Origin of the sequence: Candidatus Protochlamydia sp. W-9 (assembly GCF_001950615.1) — a bacterium.
In the GTDB taxonomy this organism is placed as follows: Bacteria; Chlamydiota; Chlamydiia; order Chlamydiales; family Parachlamydiaceae; genus Protochlamydia; species Protochlamydia amoebophila.
In genome coordinates this window covers 1-1,056 of record NZ_BCPZ01000231.1, presented here as the reverse complement: position 1 = coordinate 1,056, position 1,056 = coordinate 1, and the positions used below count along the sequence as shown (strand labels likewise).

Below are 1,056 nucleotides of genomic sequence, written 5' to 3'. Positions count from 1 at the left end.
CTTGGTAAAGGACAAAGAGCTTAGGAGTGCTTTGATGAAAAGAAATCGTTTTGCGCAGCGTATTACTATGAGAATTAGAACGATACTCCTCTATTTTTTGCATCTGAGCCAATCCATCGGGGGTGTGGATAAGATCAGGGACAACCGCTGGATTACCGCCAGAATCGACATGGAAACCGGAGCGGTGTTTAGCCCCGATACAAGTAAAGACGGGTAAGCCTTGTGCGGGATCTTCTCCCAAGGCTATTATTTGTAGTTCTAATAGGCGAGCTAATTTTACAAAGTACGGGCGATGCTCAATTACTTCCATGAGAATGCACCATTCTAAATCGGAGTAGGGACAGATCTCTTCTTTGGCTAGAGATCCCATTGCTCGTAAATCGTACGAACACGGAGGATCTCCTAAAATGGCAATCGCATCATCAATTAAAGCGCGCAGAAAAGAGAGCAAGTGCGCAGAAACTTTTTCTTGAAAAGCACGCACCTCTTCAATGATAAAATTTTGCAAGTCGATTGTCTGATAGAGCTCGTAAAAGCTTGCGCGATAAGTATCCAATTTTTTTCGGTATGTTGTTGTAATAAAACAAGTCGTGGGAAAAGTTTTACTGTTTAAATAACGGTCCATCGTTGGTTTTAGATGATGCAGCCCACTTGCCTCTATCGGTTTTTGTCCTCCTCGTTTGCTAAATAGAGCCGCTATAAGTTTACGTACTTGTTTATAGAATAACTTAATCAAAGCATGCTGTTCACCCTTGCAGCAGATCGCTTTAAAGCGCGTTTCAAGGTTTGTAATGAGTTGCACAACTTCCTGACCCTTGTCTTCGGCTCTTGCTTTTTTCAAGCGTTGCTTAAAAACGCTAAGGGACGTTGAAGCAACTTTAAAGTAGCGAGAAGCTTGGCGTTGGGATTCTGGGGAAGCCATCGAGATACTCTGAGCCTTTACTGCGTAATGAAGAGCATTGATGGGATCTTTAAATTGTTTCTTATTTAGCCGTTCTTGTTTTCCTTGCTTGTAATGCCATTTGGCGAGTTCGGTAGCTAACTGCTTTTGTTCTT

Annotated in this window: 1 protein-coding gene; it reads right to left on the bottom strand. The window is 42.4% G+C overall.

All coding sequences use genetic code 11. The annotated features are described in order from the left end of the window. Positions 1-1,056: DUF294 nucleotidyltransferase-like domain-containing protein (locus BU804_RS07440; RefSeq protein WP_226996163.1), on the bottom strand; the 1,056-nt coding region annotated here is incomplete at both ends.